Here is a 21640-nt window from a genome sequence, read left to right on the forward strand (position 1 = left end):
TTATTCCCAACCATTTAGTGACGAGCACAATGATTTTGTCTGTTTTATTTTTATTCATTTTTTATATTCATTAAAGTATTCCTATGATTGCCAGTAATCTGATATGGCTGAGTTTTAAAGTAACCTGTGCTGTAGTCAGATTGAGTTTTGCTTCAAGAAGTACATTCTCGGCATCCAGCAAATCCGTTAAAAGTGATTCCTGATTCAGATAACTGTTTCTGATTACACGAACTGTTTCAGTGGTCTTTGCAATGTTTTTCTCTGCCATTTCTACACTTTCCACTGCCTGTTGCTGTTGTAAATAGGCATCCTTAACCAGCATTCTGATCTCATCTTTTTTTATGCCCGCCTTTTCTTTCTGCTGATCGGATAGATTTCGGGCATGTGCAACAGAATGCCTGTTTTTGTAAAGATTATCAATAGAAAACTGTACTCTGATTCCGGTCTGCCCAAAACCCCATAAATCATTGGAATAAGGATAGAAAGACACCTGCGGAAAGGTATAATTGTAGTTGGAATACAAAGAAACTTTAGGAAGTACAGCGGATTGCACCTGTTGGATATTCATCTCACTTAATTTGATGTAGCTGTAGGCTATCTTATACTGCGGAGATTGGTCTAAAGCCTGATCCAGATAAGCATTATAATCCGGTTCTCTGATTGTATTAGGTTCAAAACTATTCTGATAGGAGATTTCAAAATATTCGTTTCCATCACGTCCCATTAAGATATTGAGCTTTTGCCGGGTCACTTCTATTTTCTTTTCAATATCAGATAAACTTAATTCCAGTTGGGATAATTTGACAGATGTTCTTAAGACATCGCTTTTCATCACAACACCATTTTTATTAAGGTTTTCTATCATCTGAAGTTGTTTTTTCTCCGAAGAAATTTCAGTGGAAATAAATTCCCTAAACTGCAGGAATTTGTAGAGATCACAATAAGCAACTGCAGCATTGTATTTTGTATTATTCTTTTGAAGATCAAATTCATACTGCTGAATTATTTCCTCTTCTTCTTTCATTTTAATATTCCTTTTTTCCTTTCCGCCACTGTAGAGATTCAAGTTAAAATTGTATCCCACGCCATATCCATAATTGGAAACAGGTACATCTTGCGGTGAGGCCAACAATCCGTTGTTGTAAATAAGAAATTTTGAATTGAATTTAAAATCTCCTGCCACCGATAAGTCCGGCAAAAGCTTATCTTTGGCTTCGATAATGCTTAACTCGCTTTCTTTACGATGCAAGTCCGACAACTTTAACTGTCTGTTATGAAGTTCTGAAATGCTCCATACTTTTTCCAGTGTCAATACCTGAGTACTATCTGAAGTTTGAGCTTTATTCTGTGGAGAAATTAGAAAAACGACAATGCCTATGAACGTAATCAATTTATACTGCTGCATTTTTCTGTTGGCTAAGCTCTTGTTTTTCATGATTCTTTTTTCTTTGTTTCCAGGTCTTTATGAGAGTGATCAATTCATCCACTGCAAAAGACAAATCCACCATAGGCACAAATGGAAATGAACACGCAGAATGGAATAAAAAATCAATCTTCTGCATATTGTCTTCCGTTGAATTTCCGGTAACCGTTCTATTGTTTGCCGGATCTTTATATATCTTGTTTTCCATAAGCGATGTATTAATAAAACTTTGATACAAAATTATTTCATCGCCAGTAGTGTCATTTTATATAATTAGCCTAATTTTTGTCTATTTTAGCCAAATGAATTTCTTACAGGAGCTTAACAGGATTGTGGATCAGTATGATGATTCCATTTTGGTAATGCGACAGCAGACGGAACAACGGCTGCCGGCACACCAGCACAAGAAGGGACAGCTGCTTTTAGTATTTGGAGGTATCGCGTACTTGCAAACTCATGAAAGAGATTATTACATTCCTTCCAATCATTATATATGGATTCCTCAAAATTATCCTCATAATCTGCTGTATAATGCTCAGGATTTACACATTATTAATATCTATTTCCCGCAAGGTAGCGGAGACGAATTTTATACTCAATTGGGAATATATCCGGTAAGCAAACTCCTTTCGGAGATGCTTGTTTTCAGTGAAAAATGGCAGGGTAATTATTTTGAAGGAGAATGGGAATATGAATTTCTACACACCTTACAAACGCTCCTATCAAAAGAAAAACTGAAAAAATTCTCGATTCAGCTTCCCACCACAGAGGATGAAAGACTGAACAGCATTACTGCCGATTTACGAAAAAGAATCAGTGAGCCTCTTACTCTCGAGGATACGGCCAGTAAATTCGGTATGAGTGTTCGGAGTCTGACAAGGCTATTTCAAACGAAACTGCATATCTCTTTTGTTCAATATATAAAAATGCTTCGTGTGATCCGGGCCATGGAACTCATGAAAGACACTCATCTTACGGTTACAGAACTGGCTTATGAAGTGGGATACTCAAACATATCAGCCTTTAGCAATACTTTTTTCCAGCTTACCAATATGAGGCCCAGTGAGTTTAAAGCAATGTTATAAAAAATGAGGTATTTTATTTTGAGTATTTCTATCAATTTCCAAAATTCACAAAATGCGGAATATCGGTTCCAAAATTATTTATCGGTAAAAGGTTATTACGGTTGCTGTTGAAATCAAAAACCGAATTATTATCAAAAGGAACACGAGGATAATACATAAAAGAGATTTGAATTCTGTTGAAAACCAGAAACGGATTATTAATCAAAACCCCGATTCCTATTTTTGTGTTTACTTTTGTTTTCAGAAGGGTATCATTCGGCATTCCTAACCAGCCGACAGCTGCAGTTAAATAGGGGCTAAAATGGAAATTTTTCCAGGTTTTATTGATGAACATCTGGAGCTGGTATCTTAAAACCAGCTTTTTCGTTCCGATATAATCTGAATTGTATACAGGAAATTCATCAGGCGAAGTAAGCGTAATTCTGTCTTTATAAGAATAATTATGCTGTGGATTTCCCAATGCCAGAGTTGGTGAAAAGAAGTGTCTTACTTTTGCAAATTTCCAATCCATAAGTGGGGTAAAATAGGTTCCATCCAGGCGGAAAGACTCCCGGTTTTGTTCGTCTTCGTTAAAAAACCTTCCAAACTGGGCTTTCACAGTAAAATATCCAAGCCTTGTAAAATCGCCGTAAGATGCAGAAATGCCCACATACGGCTTCACATCACCGCTTCTGGACAAGCCTCCGGCAGTAAGATTTACTGAGTTACCATAGGCAATATCTTCAGGTAAATCATATTGAAAAATGTTTCTCTGAACCGAGAAGTTTCTGCGGATAAACCCGACAGACATCAGAAAACTGTTGTAAGATTTAAAATATTGATATTGATCGATACCTGGACTGTCTTTGTACTGATAATTCTGAAATCTTCCGATGATCGCAATATTGCTGGAGACCTTTTCAGTAGGATCTGATGAAATGGGAATCTGATAACCACCCCACAAATCCTGGTTGTACACTTTAATCTGAACTTCCGGGTAAGTGGTGTCCGTTCCTATCGGAAGTAAAACATTCCGCATAAAGTATTCAAATGTAAAACCTCCCGCCCATTTTGTTAACGGTGAGAAGAAGTCTCTTCTGACATTGAAATTGATTCTTTCATTTCTAAAAAAATCTCTTTCCCCAAGAATCTGAGCATTGATGTAAGAACCAAAAAGATTGTAAGCGGTATAGCTTCCCAAAAGGTAATTTTGCTTCTCTTTGGAGTCATTTCGGTACAGGAAATCAAAAGTGTGACCTAACCCCAGTACATTTTCTTCGGTAACTCCCAAACCAATTTTACTTCCTGAGTAACTTACCCTCGGTTTTAAACTCCAGGAATCAAGCACTCTTACTACGACGTCGATAGAATCTTTGTCAGAGCTACTTTCTTCAACGCCAATATTGACTCTGTTGACAAATGGCATCGCTCTGAGCAGACGTTCTGATTCGTATAGCTTCTGAGCATTATATTCTTCGCCTTCTTTAAAGAGCAAATAATTATCAACCGTAGAAACTCTTGTTGTAGAATGAAGATGATCCGTCAGCCAGTCATACCATTTAATCCTTTCTTTATTGTCTTTGGAACCATAACCAAAAGGGTCAATGGCTTCAACCCTTATCTTTCTGATGTATTTTTTGTTATAGGTCTCCTGGGCCAGCTTTTCAGTCCTGGACTTTACAGACGTAGAATCCGCCTCCCTACGGAATATGAGGCGATGAATGAATTTGGTTACCTTTCTTTTATCTGAAAATTCTTCTATTTTATAATACAGCGAGTCTTTTTTTTCCTGTGCATGCAAAGAGAAAAACGTGCTAAAAATGAAAATTAAAATTGCAATCGATCTAGTCATTAGTCATCAAAATTCAAAAGAGATTATCATATCAATTTATACGCCAATTGAGATTAAAAATAGGCTAATATCCTGAATTATCCAATGCCGGAACGGCTTTCTTTTGATTATTTGAACTTTTGTGGTACAAACCGATGATATGTTTTAAAAAAACGCCCCATAAAATGGTATTCAAATCAAATGACTTTTTTGAATCAAATAAAATTTATCAAAATATGATGAATTATAAATATTTTTTTACTTTTCAAATCGACTATAATTCGTTCATTTTACAAAAAAGACTACTATTTTTAACAAAATTAACCGAAATTATTCGCGTATAATTTAACGTTAATCCCAATTAATTGATATATTATCAATATTACAGTTCAAATCTTACCACCTTGGAATGCCCTATATAAAGCAAATACAACAAGGTGTAGTATGTAAGTAGATGCAAGTATAATTTAATTTACAAGAAAAATAAAAGTAAAAAATAACTTTTTATAATACATTTGATTGTTAACAAGATCATAAAATATTACTAAACTGAAATACTTTAAGATTATGAAAAAAATTAACGATTTTGTTTTCTGATCTTAATTTTTACTCTTTTCAACTTGCTGTTTAGAAAATGTTCTCGTTATGATCTTGTGATATTAAAAAAACCTGATGCTATTTTTTGCAATGTGAACTATCAACACTAACAAGTGCATCAAAACACCTCAGACACATTACACATTTATATTATAACATTAAAACACCACAATTTATGGAATTACACAAAAAAATCTTACTTGGCTCATTCATTTCAATCAGTATGGTATCTTGTAATACTACCAATGATACTATCAGCCCTCCGGAGCAAAAAACCGAATCGTTACAACCGGTACCAGCAGGAGATATTGCTAAAGGTTTCGAAAATACACAAATGTGTAAGGATGTTTATCTACCCGGCGAATCCTATATTCCAGGAACGGCCTCAAAAGGAGCTGTTGTTACCAGTAAAAAATGGCCGAACGGAACTGTTCTTACAGTACTACTTTCTGGTGGAACTACTAAAGTGCGCAATAAAGTAATGCAATATGCAAAGGAGTGGTCACAGTATGCCAATATTACTTTTAATTTTGTCACCAGCGGAACAGCACAGATTCGTGTTACGTTTACGTCCGGTGCCGGCTCTTATTCATATATAGGAAAAGATGCTCTTGGTATTGCTTCTAATAAAGAAACTATGAACTTCGGCTGGTTTAATGACAACACCAGTGATTCTGAATTCAGCAGAACCACGATCCATGAATTCGGGCATGCACTAGGGATGATCCATGAGCACCAACATCCATTAGCTGCGATCCCATGGGATAAACCAAAAGTGTATGCCTATTACGCAGGTTATCCTAATTATTGGTCTCAGGCTCAGGTTGACAACAATCTTTTTGCGAAGTACTCAACAACACAAACTCAGTACAGTGCTTACGACAAATTGTCAATTATGCATTATAGCATAAGTTCAGATCTCACCACCAACGGATTCAGTGTTGGAAATAATACGGTTTTATCGGCTACAGATAAGCAGTTTATCGGGACAGTGTATCCAAAATAAGAATATCGGTTTAGCAAAATATTTGTCTACCTTGTATACACAGGGTAGGCTTTTGTATTTGTATAATTATATATAGAGATTGTAATTGAAGAGATCACTTTGCGGTTTTAAAATCATCCATAAACCATTTGCTGCTAAAAAAATTAAAGACGTTTTTTATAAAAATGAGTAAATTTAAGATAAAAGCCACTGCAATTGCAGTGGCTTTTTACTTTCACACGATGTGATCGTGCGTGGTATAGGTGGATAATTTTAAAAAAAATTTACACAAAAGCTATTGATTATCGAGACCAAATTTATCTTCATAATTAAATTTTTCAAATTTATCAGAATTTTTTATAATTACTTCTAAAGAACCTTTTGGCTTTATTATTGAGTCCCCAACCACAATCTTATCCCACCAATCTCTATAAACCACAATACTATCTTTATTTCCATACACTACGAATGCTATATTGTGATTATCATAATTAATGTATTTTTTGCTAACTATTGATTTTATTTCCTTTTCTCTCACTTCATCTAGAAAACTACCTTTGTTTTTTGATGGGAATATAAGATTGTATAAAAATACCATCACAATAACAATTAGCATTATTAATAAATTCTTGTTTCTACTCATTATTTCAAAATACTTTTAGCGTCTTTAACAACATCTTTAACAAATCTAGTCTGAGTTCTCGAAAATGAAACTCCAAATGCTGGTTTGGATAAACCGTATGAAAATCCAAAAGTAGTATACCCACCAGGGTATGCACCCCACTCCTGGCCACGTGAAATGTCCAAGCCATTAGCTTTTTGAGTCAACGATGATCCTCCCCATGAAAAGCCACCTCCAAAACCAGTAGTAAAACTATTTCCAAATCCTTTAAAGTCACTAACCTTAAATAAAGTTTCTGGATTCGTAGATTTTATTGTATTAAAATCAGCAGAAAGACCACTACCGTTTGACACAGAAAAGCCATAAGAGTAATAGAAACTTCCTCCAAAAACTCCACCATAAGAATCTGCTACATAACCAAGACTTCCCGTAACTCCTACAGGCCCCGCTATTTGATGTGTATATGAAACCTGAGCTGCCAGACCACTTACACTTGTTTGGGAAGTTGTAATCGTACCACCCGAAACCATTCTCATAGATCTTCCTCCTTCTGCATGATCAAGTGTAATTTTCCCATCTCCTGTTCTTTCTGTGGCAGAACCATTCGCATGCAAATAATACATTCTGTCAGATCCATCTCCATGAGCTCCAATACTTTCACTTTTGCCTATATGTCTGTAGCCATTAATTTCCTTTGTTGTATCCTTCCATTCATAATTACCCGTACTATTATTTTGGTACCAATCAGGAGGTCTACTGGCGTTCTCAGCAATCATACCAGTTGGATCGACATATTTCACTGGATTATCAAATGTATAAACATATGGTGACCAACTCGGCATCTTCTCTCCCAACGGATCTACCCCATACCAAATACTCAATCTCGGGTTATAATACCTTGCTCCATAATAATACAGTCCTGTATCCTCATCTAATTCTTTTCCGTTAAATTTGTATGGATTGTTATATGATCCGTCCATCTGCTCTAACATTGTTTCTCCGAAAGGTAAATTTAAGAAAAATTGCGTTGTCTCTCCATTAGAATTAGTAACAAAGTTTGCTGTTCCCAAATGATCTCCATGCAGATAGTATAAACCTGTGTGTTGATACACTTCTCTAAGCTCAACCGATACGTTTCCTCCTAAATCTGTTTTTTCCAGATATTTTTTAAAATCTGCTTCTGCATTCGTTTTCTTTTCAGGTTTATCTTCAGCTGTCCTGCTAGTGTATAAAACAGATGGATCTTCAAATCTTCTGGTGTCATCCATTAATCTGCTTGCAAATCTTTTTGAGCCGTCAAAATAATGCTTCGTATACTGACCTGAAGAACTCACAGTTATATATGGATTCGGATACAACTTATAATCAATCAGTCTTAAGTCATCAATAAGTACCGGCGATCCGTTTTGGTACAGTTGTGCAGGAACTTCCAATCCGTATTTAACGGCTCTTTCTCCTGCGTCATCGTAAGTATAATACTGGAAAACTCCTGTATTATCATTATAGAATGCTTTCATACGATCCTGCTCATCCCAGAACATTTTTCTTGTTCCATTCTGATCACTATGTGCGACTACATTTCCATTGAAATCATATTCAAATACTTCATTATTCCCGGTTGAACTATCATCTACACTCTGAAGCTTATGAGTGCCATCAATATATTTATATCGATTTTCATAAGTATTTTCCGATACAACCACCTGATCTCTTTCATGGTGTTGTCTTTTTCCTGTAATACCACCTACATCATTATAATGCATTTCAAGCTCATAGGTTGACTGGGCAAAATTAGAAGTAGGTATAGGTTGATTTTCACCATCTAAAATGATTTTCCTCGTACCTGTTCCAACCAACCTGTTCAACGTATCATACCCGAATTCAAAATCAAAGGCTCCGCCCATTCCATTTCCCTGAGGGTTTGCAATATTGGTAACTTTGATGATATTTGAATACTCATCATATTTGTATCTATTCTGCAACATTGAAGATGATGGAGCGTTTAAGTTATAATAATCCAGTCTTCTATCAGTAGAGTTGTATCCATATGACTGAGAAGTTCCGTTACCGTAAGTAATTCCTAAACGCTGATCGAAATAATCGTAGTTCGCATTGTTTATATAGATTTCTCCATTATTATTATCCACTGATTTAAGCATTCCTCCTTTATCATAGTGATAGGAAACAACTTCATTATCCGGGTACTTGATTTTCGTAATACGGTTCCAACTGTCATAGTTAAACGAGGTTTTAAAATACATTTCAGGTATATGATATCCTCTGATTACTCTTACTTCTGAAAGTACCTCACCCATTCTTCCATAGGTATATTTTGTGCTTCCCGATCCTTCATCTTTTATACGAAGTTTCCCTGCATTATTCCCCGGTGTTGAAGGATAATATTCGTAAGAAACATTGTTTGGATTAGGATCTCCTGATGGCAAATCTGGCAATACAATCCCTACCAATCTGTTATAATCGTATTTATATTGAATAACATGAGTGCTGATACTAGGATCATTGATCAAATTATCTGTTTCTAAGGTTACCAGATTTCCGGAGGGATCATATTCGTACACCATCCTTCCCTTATCAGGATGTATTTGTTTTACCCGTCTTCCGGCAAGATCATAAGAATATCTTGTTTTAATTCCTTCAGGATCTCTTACAGACATCAACTCACCAATGGTATTGTATTCAAAGAATGTTGAAAGTGGGGTACTATCCAGATAATCATCTTTCTGTACTACTTTTCCTTCTGCATTGGCATAGGTTTCCGATTTTTGATTTGAAATCTCTTGTGTTGTTTTGAAAAGTTCATGATCAATACTGTAATTGGTTTTTGTTGTCACACCATCTTGATCTGTAAAGGAAATAATTCTATCCCGGCTATCATAATCACTGGAAGTAGAGGCACTGTTGCTTGCAGGGTTTAAAGCCTGATTTGTCACCCCTTCCATTACAGGATTGTGTTGTTTAACCGCTCTTCCAAGATCATCATATACTATCCTTCCTGATACTGCTCTTGATTCATACCCAGACCATTCAAAATCTTTTTTCGTCTGTACAATTCTTCCCAAGAAGTCGGAATAGGTATCTGTCATAATGGTATTTCCTGAGCTGGCATATTGAGGGTCGTAGTTGGAAGTAGAAGCTCTGTACAGTTTTATAGCAGAATCACTATTCGCAATGTCAGCATGATCAAACCAGTATTTGTATTTCACCGTAGGAACAGTAGCACCATTTGCAATTTCATTTGGCCCCATGATTGTTCTTGTTCTTCCGAAACCGTCATATGTAAATACCATAGCATTTCCTCCTGTATCTACTTTTCTCGTTACTACATCGAAAAGAGGATTATATGTTGCAGAGGATTTAATAGTGAAAACATCTTTTACTTCCACAACATATTTACCTGTTACCGCATCATCATAGGTATAATTAACTGAATACCGCTGTGGACCGTTTACATTGCTATTTTCCGGATAAGTAACTTTTATAATGTTTCCGGCAGTATTGTATTGAATATCCGTAGGGGTATCAACAGATCCATCAAACATGTTGTATCTTCCTACATCTCCGTTGCTCAGATTAATATTTTCTGCACTTCTTCTTCTCAGCAATTGTGAGTTGGTTGTTCCTTCATATACCTCAACAAGTGTAGGTATGCCAATAATATTATTGTCAGCGGCCTGATATGTTATTCTTGTATTATAAGATGTCGACGGGCTGGTATACTGATATTTTTCAACAAGACCTTTTGTGGTATATGTAAATTTATCTTTGGTAACAATACTTCCTCCGGATTCATAAGCTGTTTTTACTTTTTCATCCAGTAATGCAATCGCCATCTTTCTGCCTTCTCTACCTCCGCTGTCATAGTCAAAAGGTAAATCGGAATTCAGATTGATCAGTGTAGTATTGTACATAAATTTTCTCAATTTATAATTATACTTCACATCAGATAAGTAGCTCCCATTCCCGCTTTGTACCGTACTTTGCTTAATTAATCCATTTAACAAATACGTATTGTTAAAATATAAATCGGTAGAAACCCTTTCTGATGAACCATTATTGATTTCCTTTTTAATAACAGTATCAAAACCGAAATCTTCTCTCTCCCTTCTGTCATACTTTCTGTTTCGGAACTCATATCTGGTTTCCATTTTAGTTCCGCTCTCCTCTGTATAACTTTTTGAAAATGCATCCGGATCCCATACACTGATATCTTTTACGATTAACTTAGCATGTGGATTATCATAATTCGCTCTTGTGATCTGATAGTCCATTACATAGGTTCCTTTTGAGAAACTATTGGTAATTGATTTTAATTTGTTTGTTCTTCCTATTTGTGAATAGTTGACGATAAATCCACTGTTTGTATCCTGAACTAAGTCTGTAAATCCGTCACCATTCATATCTCTGAATGTTTTTCTTGTTTCACTAACGTTCATTCCCAGATTCACATTGGCTCCGCCCCCAGCTTTAATCCAGAGAATCAATATAACAACAGGAGGTATCAGCGTAATAGGCCCCATATTGAACATAAAGCTTCCTCCGAAAGAGAATGATCCGTTATATGATTTTGTTTCGTCAGAGAAATCAATATTTCCACCGCTTTTTAGCAGAGGTACTCCTGTGTCAAATTTATTTCCAAGATTGTATCTTACTGTAGTAGTTGCCAGATTATCATTAACTTGTAACAGATCAATTAATCCGTCTCCGTTTACATCTTCATATACTACATCTGCCGATCCTATTGAAGAAGAAGCGCTTACTCCAGCACTGATTCCAAATCCAAAACTGGAAAGAGCTCCCAGGTTGGCCGAAGAACCAAGCCCTCCACCTAAAGAGATACTGGTACTCCCTTTTGGGTGAGAGCGATACGTAAGTATGTTTTCATAAGCTGCAGCTGAACCTACGCTTTTACCTAAATTCAAAGCCACTCTCATATAAGGTGTATGTCCTCCGGTCACTCTGTCGGGAAGTCCATCTCCGTTAATATCCATCCAGAAACTTCCTCCGGCATCGTATGAGTCATAATACTGATTAAGGTTGGCACTTACTGATGCACTTCCGGACCATGGAATTCCGGTATCAGGCTGAGTGGACGTTCCATTACGGCCATGCGCTCCGATTCTTCCCGTTACTGAGAATGCATTATAAGAGAATCCGGCAGAATTATTTTTTTGGTAACTTAGAGACTGAGTCGGCTCTCCATAGGAATTAGCCTTGATATCTTCCAAACTTCCTGTAGCGTTGGTAAATTGCATGGATCTTGGATATACTATATCAGGATACCCATCTCCATTCATATCCGAAAACGTCTGATTTTCCACACTGTAATCAAGATCTGTGATAGAATTCCCTCCACTTACAGGGCCTAAACTTCCACCCTGGGTTTTATTTCTTGCCCTGCTTCTTTGATCTTTGTCGATAGCCCTCATGGTAGTATCTACAGAAAGCTGACCTGAAACATATGTTGTAGGGATTGGCGCTGGTACAGTAGGAACCGGATCAGTAAAATAACTTACATTATCGTTAGTACTGAAACCTCCTCCTGACGAATATTGGTTGGGTGCTAAACCTGCCCAAACTCCCATTTTGAATTTGCCAACCTTTGTAAACACCGGCTTCATTAACAATATATTGGATGATATTGCATTATTACCGGCATTAGGGTTTGGTGTTTCATTTAAAATACAATTCACCAATGCATCATGATTATTGGCAATATTTGGATTTTGGCATGCCGGATACGTATTCTGATTCGCAATTGGTGTAGCAAAATCTCCATAATTAATAGGCCACCCATACAGATAGTCTGAAAGGCTTCCTGCTTTGTACACAAATTGTCCCCAATTGTTAAAAAAGAACGATTTTGAATTGTACATTGCAGTATTTACAGCTGTTGCAGTGGTATTACCGTAAAGATTTACATTATCATAATATACATTGAACGGTCTTCCTGAAAAGTATTCAGAATATTTATTAAATAACGCATAATCTCCTCCTGTTTTACAATATACCTCCACAGTGGTCACCTCCCTACGACCTGTTGGATTATCAACAAGTCCTGTATAAAAATTAATGGGAGCAACTCCTGTAACAGGCTGTCCGGCTATCATATCTTCTTCTATAAGAGTATTGTTTGTATGAGAAACAATAACCCTTCTTTTAGCTAAAACCCGGCCACTTTTCTTTATTATATAATAGAATGATCCCGTTCCTAAACTGGAAAAATTTGTAACATTTTTATTAATCTGCACTCCAAAATTATGGCTTCCTGCTAATAAAATACTGTGTGGAACATTATGAATCTCCAGTTGAGGTTCTAATTGAGTAACAACAAAAGACGGATATTCTGCAATTCCCTGCGAGATAACAGTTGCACTGCCACTACCATAGTTTACTGAAGCGATATAATTTACAGAAATTAGAGAATTCCAGTTGGCATCTTTAAAATTGGTAAAAGAATCAGATTCAACAATAAATCTCAAATAAACCGGTTCACCCGCATTTACAGTAAGATTTAACGTATGAGCCTGTGTTGTCAGATTCAATTGATTATAAATCTCCGGAGTAATTAAATCAGTTATCGTTCCTGAATTTACCTTTTCGGCTACCACTCTGAACTTTATATCATCTGATAAATAAGGAAACGTAAAGGATGGTATAGTAATAGCAACAGTTCCGGGAGCGTCCAGAAGAATAGGTGCGGAAACATTATTAAGAAGAAAATTGCTGTTATAATCTTCGTTATTTAATTGAAACTGATCCTGAGACAATTCAATTGTATTGGGAATATCATTACCATATTGATCCACATAGGTAATTTTAGGATTTGAATACACAGGAATATCTTTAACTATATTTTTATGCACCCTCACATAAATCTTCTCACCACTTTTTACAAATAACTGATTAGGGTTATTTATACCATTTGGAATAGGAAAATTAGGATCTGCAGCAACTGACTGCATATCATTATAAAAATCATTGTATTTGTTTATTAATATATCTTGAATACCGTATGTTGCAAGAATTTCCTTTAAATATATTCTGGTATTAGTAAAAGTATCTGTTCCCCCACTACTCAAAGGAGTAGGATTCTTTATCTCGACACTATAATACATTGAACCTGACCTACTAAATGGGCTTGATTCTATTGAAACAGCATCGTTAAATCTGATATATCCGTCTCTGGGTGCTACCCAAACTTTTACAACATCATTAATGTCAATATAGTTTTTTACCGGTTCCTCAGGACAAGGATATGAGTATTGTCCCGGATCCCCACATTCCCTTACCGGCTTCTGGATTGCTTTCGCTTTTACAACCATATTCTCGGTATACTCAGAATGCTGGGTCATTTCAGATTTCCCGGAACTGAACCTGTTGAACCATACCTGCCCGTTGTTGACAATATCCATCAAGCCATCCGAATTGGCATCAATCAAATACGTTTTTGTAGTACCTTGAGTAGAAGAACCAATTTCAGATTTGCTGTAAACCATCGCTCCCATGTCCCATCCACTGTTGCTGGTACTGGTTTCTGTGTAATTAAAATCACCTCCGGGAAAATTCCCGATTCGTTCAGATTTATTGAAAGTCAGATTACCTGCCTCATCTAACTTTCCGGTTCTCAGGAATAATCCTTCATCTGGAACCCTGTAAATCATATCCTGTATCCCATCACCATTGAAATCTACCAATTGTTGGGCATTTCTTGCTTTTGCACTGGAGCTTCCAAACGGAAAACCAAACATCAGATGTCCGTAAGGATCACTGGAAGGTGTATAGAAATTTAACCCCGCTGCAATTCTAACATTTAATCCCGTTTCAGAACTGATGTTTCCATTAATTTTAGAAGGAGTAACTAAAGCTCTTACCAATCCGGAATACGCTTCTTTATCATTCTGAAGACTGATTCCGGTATCAGGACCAAATATCCTTACATTCCCCTGCGAATCTTTCACATCATCATAATATTCAAAAGTATAGCTGTCTGAAATCTCATTACAGGTAGGCTCAATACCCCCGGGACCTCCGCCACCGCCACCAGTTCCATCATCCATATCCCTGTCTCTGCTTGTGGAGCCATTGCTTGCGGTCTTTTCACCTGTAGGCTCTTTATTTTCGGCAACTGATTTGGCTAAAGGAAGAGTTGTTGAACATGGATTATTCGGAACGATATAAATTCTCTTTAAAAGGGTTTTAAAGAACTCACCCGCGATATAATCCATTTTATAGGTTCTCACCAGTTCATTTTTATATTTAACCTCAACACTTTTTAACAAATAAGGCTCTGATCGTACCAATCCTTGTTTCGCATTGGTCGTAATATCCTGTCTGGTAATACTCGTTTCTTTGTTGAAGTTGACTGTATAATCCTTATTTCTTCCATACGCGATCTTTTTAATCTGATAAAATGTACCTCCGCCTCCGGATTCATTATAATAAGTGAACTCCATCGTGTTACCGTGGGCATCTTCTACCATCCGAAGCCCCCAATGAGCAACACCTCCCGATCCATACAACATAGAATCTGATGAACCGCCGTAATATCTTTTGGTACCATCCGTTGAGGTTATCTTCCATGTATAATTACCCGGGCTTGTCCCTATTCTTTCAATAAGGGTAAAATCATGATTCTTTCTTAAATAAAACTGTTTTACGCCATTGTTTGTATAAGAAGACCTTTCCTGTTTTTCTGTAGTAATAGCTCCATTGTTTTCACTCATATCATTATGTCTATGAGGAAGATATTCGTTGGGATATACAAGCATTTCTCCATCAAAAGAATACAGCTCCGTTTCCTTTCCTCCATCAAATAATGGAGCACCCCATTTCGTATCTACTGTGATAGCAGACAAGCCATTGATATTCCAACCGTCTCCCATCCAACCATTTCCTCCTCCACTGCTATAACCAATCGATACCGAAGGCTGCATTCCTCCAATACCTGCCGGAACACGGATCGGATAATTAGCACTGGCATCACCTTTCTGTGTTGCGGTAGGAACTCCCATCAGCTGCAGACCGGCAGTAGGGTCGGCTGCTTTTAAGCCGCTTATGCTTGTAGGAGCGAATGCTTCCAGTTTTGAAGATTCAGGAACAGAGATAACCCCATTGATATAATCGGTATCTCCTTTTGTCTCAACAGTAACAACTTTTTTCTCTTTGTCTACTTTACTGGTAGGATCAACTCTCCATTTTTTCGATGCATAATCAAAATAAAAAGCCTTTAACTCTTTTGCAGATCTTGCTCCTAATTTCTTTTCATCATAAGGGAAAGAGAAAACCATCTTTTTTGTAAATTCTCCCACGCGGTTTTCCAAACGGTATGCGCCGGAATTGGCCGTCATGTTTTTAATTTCCCCGGAAATGGAAGGAAAGTCTTTCTTTCTCAATTTTAAAATCTTAACCTCAGCATTAGTCTCTACAGAATTCTTTTCAATAGAAAGTGTTGAATTTTCATAAGACTCTATATGTTCTGCATCTTTTGAAATCATGATGGTAGCAGGAACATACTTTTCTTCACTCAGTGTTTTGAACGAAGTTTTACTCTCAGGAATCTTATATTCTCTTACTCCGCCCGGAGTGGTAATTTGAACAGATCCTTTTGCTTTATCTGCTTCTGTCAATTCAATTAATGATTCATATTCTCCTTTTACAGATGATATTGATTTGTCATTAATATGCACAGACCCGTTTTCAACACCTTTAACATAAAGGCTATTTCCTGATAATAAAGATGAAACATGATCTGCCGGTTTAAAATTATCTTCAAAAACAATTTTAACATTTTTCACTTTGTATTTTACTCCATTCAGAGAAGAAGTAAATAATATAGTATTTTTTCCTTTTTCTAAAGAATGTAATGGAATCTCCTCTTTTTGAGTACTCCATTTGCTGCTGGCAACAATAACATTTCCTCCAAAGGCAATATTTTTATTGATCGATCTAGAAACGGAATGGTAAGAATCCAATCCGAAAAGATCATACACCAGGTACGCTGTTGCATTCTGTTGCTTTATTTCAGGAATAGTGATCGTAAAGAAGTTGTCGGCTGCATTGTCAGATTCCTCATCTGAAAACTCTCCGATAGTTCCCTGTCTTTCTTCAGAATTAAAAATATGGTCTGCATCTTTATTTTCTGAAAATAAAACTTTGGAAAAAGTATCCGTGGGGGCAACTTCTTTATTTTCTATATTTTCTGCTTTTATAATATCAGGATTCTTATGTTCAGGACTTTTATATTCTGAACTTTCTGTTGAATCTGCATCGTCCTGTTTTGAGTGATAGATGTATTTATCCATCATCCGAAGTTTGAAGGACCGAACTTTTTGCCGGTCTTCCTTCGTAAAGCTCGCAAATATGAACATAGTTGCAAAAAAGCATACGAAGAGCACGGATCTTTTAGTAAAAGACTCTTTGTTAATATGTATTTTCATGGTTAGGCTTAGTCTACGATTAGTTTAAAAGTTTTTATAATTTTTCCGTTTTGGGTCAGATTGATCAAATAAGAACTCTGAACTGGAAGATGACTGCTGTATGATCCCACAGAATTGCTCACTTTTTCCAACTTTATCAATTTGCCTCCTGCATCATAGATTGAAATAATCAAATTGTCCATTTTAGGAAAAACTATGGTAAAATTCTGATCTTTTTTAACCGGATTTGGATAAAGATTGATGGTACTAAAATCTAGTGACAAGTCTTTATCTCCACGTGGACTTCCGGAATTGGAGATGGATCGCGGATCCGGATCTTTACCTTTCTGCTCTTTAGGACCTACCGCAAAAGTAAAGTACGCTTTTTCTCCTGAATCAAAGGCGTCAAGAAAATCTACTTTATTGAATATGACATATTTTTCATTTTCAACACCGGGGATTCGCTGGATCTTTCCATTATCTTTTTTAAGTAACATCCAGTAAGCAATGGGAAGCGATTTCGGATTCACGACATCTTTTAAAATCCTTACAATGTAATCCGTTTTCGGAATCTTATTTCCTATGAAATCGATCTCCCAATTTCTTTCCAAAACGTCTAAGTCCCTGTCTGTTTTTAAAGACATTCCTTTGTTATCATCCGACCACATTGCAAAATTATTATTGTCAAGTTGGGTAGAATTTTCGAAATTAGTTCTCGCAATAGTATTCATTCCTATAGTTAGAAACAAATCTGCCTGGTTGGTCGATTGCTTCTGATAAAGTTCATTTCCGTCATCTCTTCCAAGACCTGTGGGACGGTATTTATAATCTTTATGCTTTTCAGGATCCCAGATTACTTTTGCATCACTTCCGTAATATTTTCCTCTTTCTAAAGAGATTCCATATTTGATGGATAAATAGGAATGGATTTTATTAAGATCCATTGCTTTTGCCTTCCTTGTAAAAAAAATCATTTCATAAAGATTCTGATCTTCAAATTTGATCTTCAAACTGTCGACTTTCTCTTTTTGATCTGCATTTCCCAGAAAAGAAAAAATGCTTGGACGTCTTCTAAGTTCCTTTGCATTTTTATCTTTAACATAAGCATTATTGCTTAAAGAGGCTTTTTTATCAGCATTATTCCAGATGAGCTCATCTTCCTTTGAAGTATGAACCAAGCTCAACGTATGGCTTTTGTTTTTGCTGTATTTAATATATTTTTTGAGAAGCCTGTCCTTGATTCCGCAATGGAAATTTAACAGGCTCTCATCCGGACACCGGGTTGCCTCCCGCAAGCTGGAATTTGTTTTTTCCCAAAGCTGGACATCAGATCCAACCAACTGGGAATACGCAGAGAAAGAACACGACAGCATAGCCATCATGAAAATCCTCCTATAGGAGATCTTATTCATATAAATAGTGATGTTTAATAACAATAAGAAAAGCCCCAAAAGGTCGAACCCTATTGCCTGGTAATTATTTTTTCGATAAAGTAATAATAGTTCTTAACTATTGTGAAAATAGAATAGTTAAGTGTACGGAAAATTAGAATGTAGAGTGTTTTTCATGAGTTTTTGGTTTTTTGGTTTTAGTTTTGTGAAACAAATGTAACAAAAAAATTGATCTAAAACATTTTAATTTGTTAAAATTCGTTAATTAAAAATTAAATATTCAATAAATCTCTTTAAATAAAGGATTTTTTCATTAAAAAAACTTTTAATAATAAAAATACACCAATATTATTTACAGTCTTTTCAATCTGAAACTAATTAAAACAAGAATAGATATTCGGTTCAATTCATTATAAAATTTAATAATTAACGGCACAAGTTGTGATGTCAATTATGTTCTACGAGATTATTTTATAAGCTTTATTAACTACCAAATCTATCATTTATGAAAATTGCTACCTATAATGTAAATGGAGTAAACGGACGACTACCTGTGTTGCTTCGATGGCTGAAAGAAGCTCAACCTGACATTGTCTGCTTACAGGAATTAAAGGCTCCTCAGGAACGTTTCCCGATTACTGAAATTAATGAAGCCGGCTACCAGGCCATCTGGAAAGGACAAAAAAGCTGGAATGGCGTCGCCATATTAACAAAAGATCTTGAAATCACTGAAGTGCAGCGAACTCTACCCGGAGATAATAATGACTTACAAAGCCGATATATTGAAGCCATTATTGATCAAATGGTTATCTGTTGTTTCTATCTCCCTAACGGTAATCCATATCCTGGTGAAAAATTTGAGTATAAATTATCCTGGATAAAACGTTTGAAGAAACGCAGCCAACAATTGATCGATATGGATCTTCCTGCTATTCTTATTGGAGATTTTAATATTATTCCGACTGCCGAGGATGTTTATAAACCCGAACGCTGGGAAAATGATGCCTTGTACCGAACAGAAGTGAGGAAAGCTTTTCAGGATCTCACCAGGAAAGGCTGGATTGATTCGATCCGGAGTCTTTACCCTGATGAGAAAATCTATACCTTTTGGGATTATCTTTATAAAGCCTACGAACGTAATGCGGGGATACGACTTGATCATATTCTTTTAAGCCCATACCTCAAATCCGGTTTAAAATCCGCAGGTGTCGACAAATATGTCCGTGGATGGGAAAAAAGCAGTGACCATGCTCCGGTATGGATTGAATTAGGCAGGAAATAAATAAGACTGAAACTTTTAATGAATAAAAGTCTGTTTTTTCCTCTCTATCTATCAGTAATAGCTTTCTGATACAGTCTTTTTTAGTTATTTTTACCTGACAATATAAAATAATAATACATGAGAAAAATCGCACTAACAGGAATAGCTGTTTTGGGAGGATTTCTGACTGCAACGGCACAATGCAAAACGGTATCCATACTGGTCGAAAACTTTGATACCTGGAAAGATATGGATAAATGCTGGACTGCTCAATCAGGAAAAGCAATGCTTTATGCCAGTGACAAAAGAATCATATTTTATTCTATGACCAACCCGGGAGAAAATATGTATTTGGTTACACCAAAAATCAGCGCCGGAACTTATACTCTTTCTCTGGATCTTTCTGATAATGGAGGAGAAACAACATTAGAACTTTTCTCTGTAAACAACACTTCTGATCCAAAATCGTATGTCTCAATTTCTAAGGCCTCAAAAATTACAGGAGACAAAAAAACATATACCATTTCTTTGAAAAAAGATTCTCAGTTGGGTCTGAAAGTTTTACTAAATGGCGTACATCAAGCAGTTTATATGGATAATTTTTCTTTGAAACCTAAAAAATAAATCGGTTAAGATTATTTTAACAGAATAGGCCAGGTAAGAATTCCACTTAGAAAAACTGAGAACGAAGTCTTTAGAATTTCATTTTCTATATTAAAAAACTTTACAATCAAAACAGTTCGATATCATATAGCTTATAGCTAATTGGTATCGAACTGTTTATTTTATTTCTATCTATTATATTTTCTCCCATTTATTGAAATCGGAGCTACTTTAACTATTATTTCTTTCTGAATAAATTAGAAGGCATTCAAATAACAGTTAATTATCAGCAATTTTCACACGCTTAAAGTATTCAAAATTCAATTTATTTTATTCTAAACAATCATTCAGAGCGTTTTGCATACGTCAAACCGTTTACTATTTCACCCTACTTAGATCTTTGTAACTACTGGTATGTGCCTATGGAAAAGCATTCGAACTAAATGTAGCACGTAAGTAACATTATCTGCAACCTTATTTTACAAAAGAAATAAAGTGTGTAAAGATTTTTTTATTTTACATTTGAATATCACTGAAAGTATATAATTCACACATCACTACAATAATTTATTAATCACACACCCAAAATATATTTAAGATATGAAAAAAAACATTTTATTTCTTATTACCATAACAATTTCAATATTTCCCTAACCCTTAATTTTCATGTAGTTATTTTGATTACTACTGGTTTTTTACATCTGTTTAAAAACAGGTTGGAAAAACTCTTGATACTAATCTTTCACTACTACTTAAAATCAGGTTTAAAACTAAAATTTTATCTGGGGCTAACAGAGCTTAGCTATTTGAGACGTTATCCAAAAATATAAATTATAATATTTTCTATCATTTAAAAAACATTAATTAAAACACTACAATTATGGAATTATACAAGAAGATCCTATTTGGATCAATTATTTCGGTTGCTCTGGTAGCCTGCAATACAAATGACAATGTAGAAGAAAAGGCTCCAGAACAAGGACTCACACAGTTAGACGCCATACCACAATCTGATATCCCCGCAGGTTTTGAAAAAACAGAAATGTGTAAAGATGTTTATCTTCCAGGAGAAGGTTATATTCCCGGAATGGCCTCAAAAGGAGCTGTAATTACCAATAAAAAATGGCCAAACGGAAGTATTATCACTGTAGGCTTTTATGGAGGTACTACAAAAGTTCGCAACAAAGTGATGCAATATGCTCAGGAATGGTCCAAATATGCAAATATCACCTTTAAGGTTATCACCAGTGGAACGCCACAGATTCGTGTCACCTTTAGATCCGGTGCCGGCTCTTATTCCTATTTAGGAACAGATGCTCTTGCGAGACCCATTGACGGAGAAACAATGAAACCTTGGATGGTTTAATGATTCTACAAGTGATGAGGAATTTAGCAGAACAGCCACTCACGAATTCGGACATGCACTT

General features: G+C 35.9%; 11 protein-coding genes. 5 read left to right on the top strand and 6 right to left on the bottom strand.

Annotated elements, in window-relative coordinates; translation table 11 throughout:
- Positions 1 to 70 precede the first annotated feature (70 nt).
- Positions 71 to 1435 carry a TolC family protein gene (locus tag EG342_RS20545; RefSeq protein ID WP_246008669.1) on the bottom strand — a complete coding sequence of 455 codons (1365 nt, stop codon included), beginning with the start codon at positions 1433 to 1435 and terminating at the stop codon, positions 71 to 73.
- Positions 1392 to 1631, bottom strand: coding sequence for a hypothetical protein (locus tag EG342_RS20550; protein WP_103292823.1), 240 nt, complete (start codon positions 1629 to 1631; stop codon positions 1392 to 1394). Before EG342_RS20550 ends, EG342_RS20545 begins: the two co-directional genes overlap by 44 nt.
- 94 nt (positions 1632 to 1725) lie before the next feature.
- Here EG342_RS20550 and EG342_RS20555 point away from each other — a divergent pair, with 94 nt between their 5' ends.
- Positions 1726 to 2508: a helix-turn-helix transcriptional regulator gene (locus tag EG342_RS20555; RefSeq protein WP_103292824.1), complete on the top strand. Its 783-nt coding sequence runs from the start codon at positions 1726 to 1728 to the stop codon at positions 2506 to 2508.
- A gap of 31 nt (positions 2509 to 2539) precedes the next feature.
- On the opposite strand, the gene EG342_RS20560 is transcribed toward EG342_RS20555, so the two are convergent.
- On the bottom strand, positions 2540 to 4339 hold the full coding sequence (locus EG342_RS20560) for a BamA/TamA family outer membrane protein (protein WP_103292825.1): 1800 nt from the start codon (positions 4337 to 4339) through the stop codon (positions 2540 to 2542).
- Between the two features lie 751 nt (positions 4340 to 5090).
- Between EG342_RS20560 and EG342_RS20565 the strand changes: the two genes are divergently transcribed.
- Positions 5091 to 5921 carry a M12 family metallopeptidase gene (locus tag EG342_RS20565; protein ID WP_103292827.1) on the top strand — a complete coding sequence of 277 codons (831 nt, stop codon included), beginning with the start codon at positions 5091 to 5093 and terminating at the stop codon, positions 5919 to 5921.
- A gap of 274 nt (positions 5922 to 6195) precedes the next feature.
- Here the strand turns inward: EG342_RS20565 and EG342_RS20570 are convergent, their stop codons facing one another.
- The 3 genes from EG342_RS20570 to EG342_RS20580 all read right to left on the bottom strand — a co-directional run bounded on the left by EG342_RS20570 (position 6196) and on the right by EG342_RS20580 (position 18370).
- Complete coding sequence (locus EG342_RS20570; RefSeq protein WP_103292828.1) at positions 6196 to 6543, bottom strand: hypothetical protein; 348 nt, start codon at positions 6541 to 6543, stop codon at positions 6196 to 6198.
- Positions 6543 to 16844 (bottom strand): RHS repeat-associated core domain-containing protein, encoded by a 10302-nt coding sequence (locus tag EG342_RS20575; RefSeq protein WP_164465210.1) that lies wholly within the window; start codon positions 16842 to 16844, stop codon positions 6543 to 6545. The genes EG342_RS20570 and EG342_RS20575 overlap by 1 nt, the downstream gene beginning before the upstream one ends.
- 143 nt (positions 16845 to 16987) lie before the next feature.
- Positions 16988 to 18370 (bottom strand): T9SS type A sorting domain-containing protein, encoded by a 1383-nt coding sequence (locus EG342_RS20580; protein ID WP_103292830.1) that lies wholly within the window; start codon positions 18368 to 18370, stop codon positions 16988 to 16990.
- A gap of 484 nt (positions 18371 to 18854) precedes the next feature.
- On the opposite strand from EG342_RS20580, the gene xth reads away from it, so the two are divergent.
- From xth to EG342_RS25535, 3 genes are all read left to right on the top strand, one after another.
- Positions 18855 to 19631: an exodeoxyribonuclease III gene (xth, locus tag EG342_RS20585; protein ID WP_103292831.1), complete on the top strand. Its 777-nt coding sequence runs from the start codon at positions 18855 to 18857 to the stop codon at positions 19629 to 19631.
- 117 nt (positions 19632 to 19748) lie between these two features.
- The gene (locus EG342_RS20590) at positions 19749 to 20234 is read left to right on the top strand and encodes a hypothetical protein (protein ID WP_103292832.1); all 486 of its coding nucleotides are present in this window, start codon (positions 19749 to 19751) and stop codon (positions 20232 to 20234) included.
- Positions 20235 to 21093: 859 nt separating this feature from the next.
- Complete coding sequence (locus EG342_RS25535) at positions 21094 to 21579, top strand: zinc metalloprotease (protein ID WP_246008670.1); 486 nt, start codon at positions 21094 to 21096, stop codon at positions 21577 to 21579.
- Positions 21580 to 21640: the final 61 nt, after the last annotated feature.

This window comes from Chryseobacterium lactis (genome assembly GCF_003815875.1).
Lineage (GTDB): Bacteria > Bacteroidota > Bacteroidia > Flavobacteriales > Weeksellaceae > Chryseobacterium > Chryseobacterium lactis.

Excerpts from the sequence above, each read along its gene's own strand:
- EG342_RS20545 (WP_246008669.1), bottom strand. The coding sequence starts at position 1,435 with ATGAAAAACAAGAGCTTAGCCAACAGAAAAATGCAGCAGTATAAATTG.
- EG342_RS20550 (WP_103292823.1), bottom strand. The coding sequence starts at position 1,631 with ATGGAAAACAAGATATATAAAGATCCGGCAAACAATAGAACGGTTACC.
- EG342_RS20555 (WP_103292824.1), top strand. The coding sequence starts at position 1,726 with ATGAATTTCTTACAGGAGCTTAACAGGATTGTGGATCAGTATGATGAT.
- EG342_RS20560 (WP_103292825.1), bottom strand. The coding sequence starts at position 4,339 with ATGACTAGATCGATTGCAATTTTAATTTTCATTTTTAGCACGTTTTTC.
- EG342_RS20565 (WP_103292827.1), top strand. The coding sequence starts at position 5,091 with ATGGAATTACACAAAAAAATCTTACTTGGCTCATTCATTTCAATCAGT.
- EG342_RS20570 (WP_103292828.1), bottom strand. The coding sequence starts at position 6,543 with ATGAGTAGAAACAAGAATTTATTAATAATGCTAATTGTTATTGTGATG.
- EG342_RS20575 (WP_164465210.1), bottom strand. The coding sequence starts at position 16,844 with ATGGATAAATACATCTATCACTCAAAACAGGACGATGCAGATTCAACA.
- EG342_RS20580 (WP_103292830.1), bottom strand. The coding sequence starts at position 18,370 with ATGAATAAGATCTCCTATAGGAGGATTTTCATGATGGCTATGCTGTCG.
- xth (WP_103292831.1), top strand. The coding sequence starts at position 18,855 with ATGAAAATTGCTACCTATAATGTAAATGGAGTAAACGGACGACTACCT.
- EG342_RS20590 (WP_103292832.1), top strand. The coding sequence starts at position 19,749 with ATGAGAAAAATCGCACTAACAGGAATAGCTGTTTTGGGAGGATTTCTG.
- EG342_RS25535 (WP_246008670.1), top strand. The coding sequence starts at position 21,094 with ATGGAATTATACAAGAAGATCCTATTTGGATCAATTATTTCGGTTGCT.